Consider the following 560-nt stretch of genomic DNA (forward strand, 5'->3'; position numbering starts at 1 on the left):
TAGTATCTACATTTGTTTTATCATCAATATCTTCTGATGTTGGTCCCATAAGTAAGTTTCCATCAACTGTTGGAGTAACTAAAACTCCTTTACCCATTTTAGTTGGTAATTGGAATAAAGTTCTTGAGGCCATATCTCCTACTGCTTTATCAAATAGTAGGTATTCTCCTTTTCTGCCAGTAATGTTGTATTTCTTTTCGCTTACCATGTTATTTAACTTGTCCGCATAAAGACCAGCTGCATTTATAACTAATTTAGTTTCTATATAACCTTTGTTAGTTTTTAATACATAGCTTTCTTCTTTTTTATCTATCTCTTGTACTTCTGTTTCAAACTTGAATTCTACTCCATTACTGTAAGCGTTTTCTCCAAGGGCAATTGTAAACTCATATGGACATACAATTCCGCCTGTAGGAAGTGTTAATACAGCCATAACTTTATCTGATAAATTTGGCTCTAACTTCAAAGCATCTTCTCTGTTTAATATTTCCATCGTATCTGGTACACCGTTTACAAGACCATGTTGTCTCATTTCTTCTAATTTATCGATATCCTTTTCA

1 protein-coding gene is annotated in these 560 nt (G+C 32.9%); it reads right to left on the minus strand.

What is annotated here, in order from left to right; translation table 11 throughout:
- On the minus strand, positions 1 to 560 hold a 560-nt coding region (locus OXH55_RS20250), incomplete at both ends, for an NAD(P)/FAD-dependent oxidoreductase (protein ID WP_268051888.1).

Origin of the sequence: Clostridium ganghwense, from assembly GCF_026735165.1 — a bacterium.
Taxonomy (GTDB): Bacteria; Bacillota; Clostridia; order Clostridiales; family Clostridiaceae; genus Clostridium_H; species Clostridium_H ganghwense.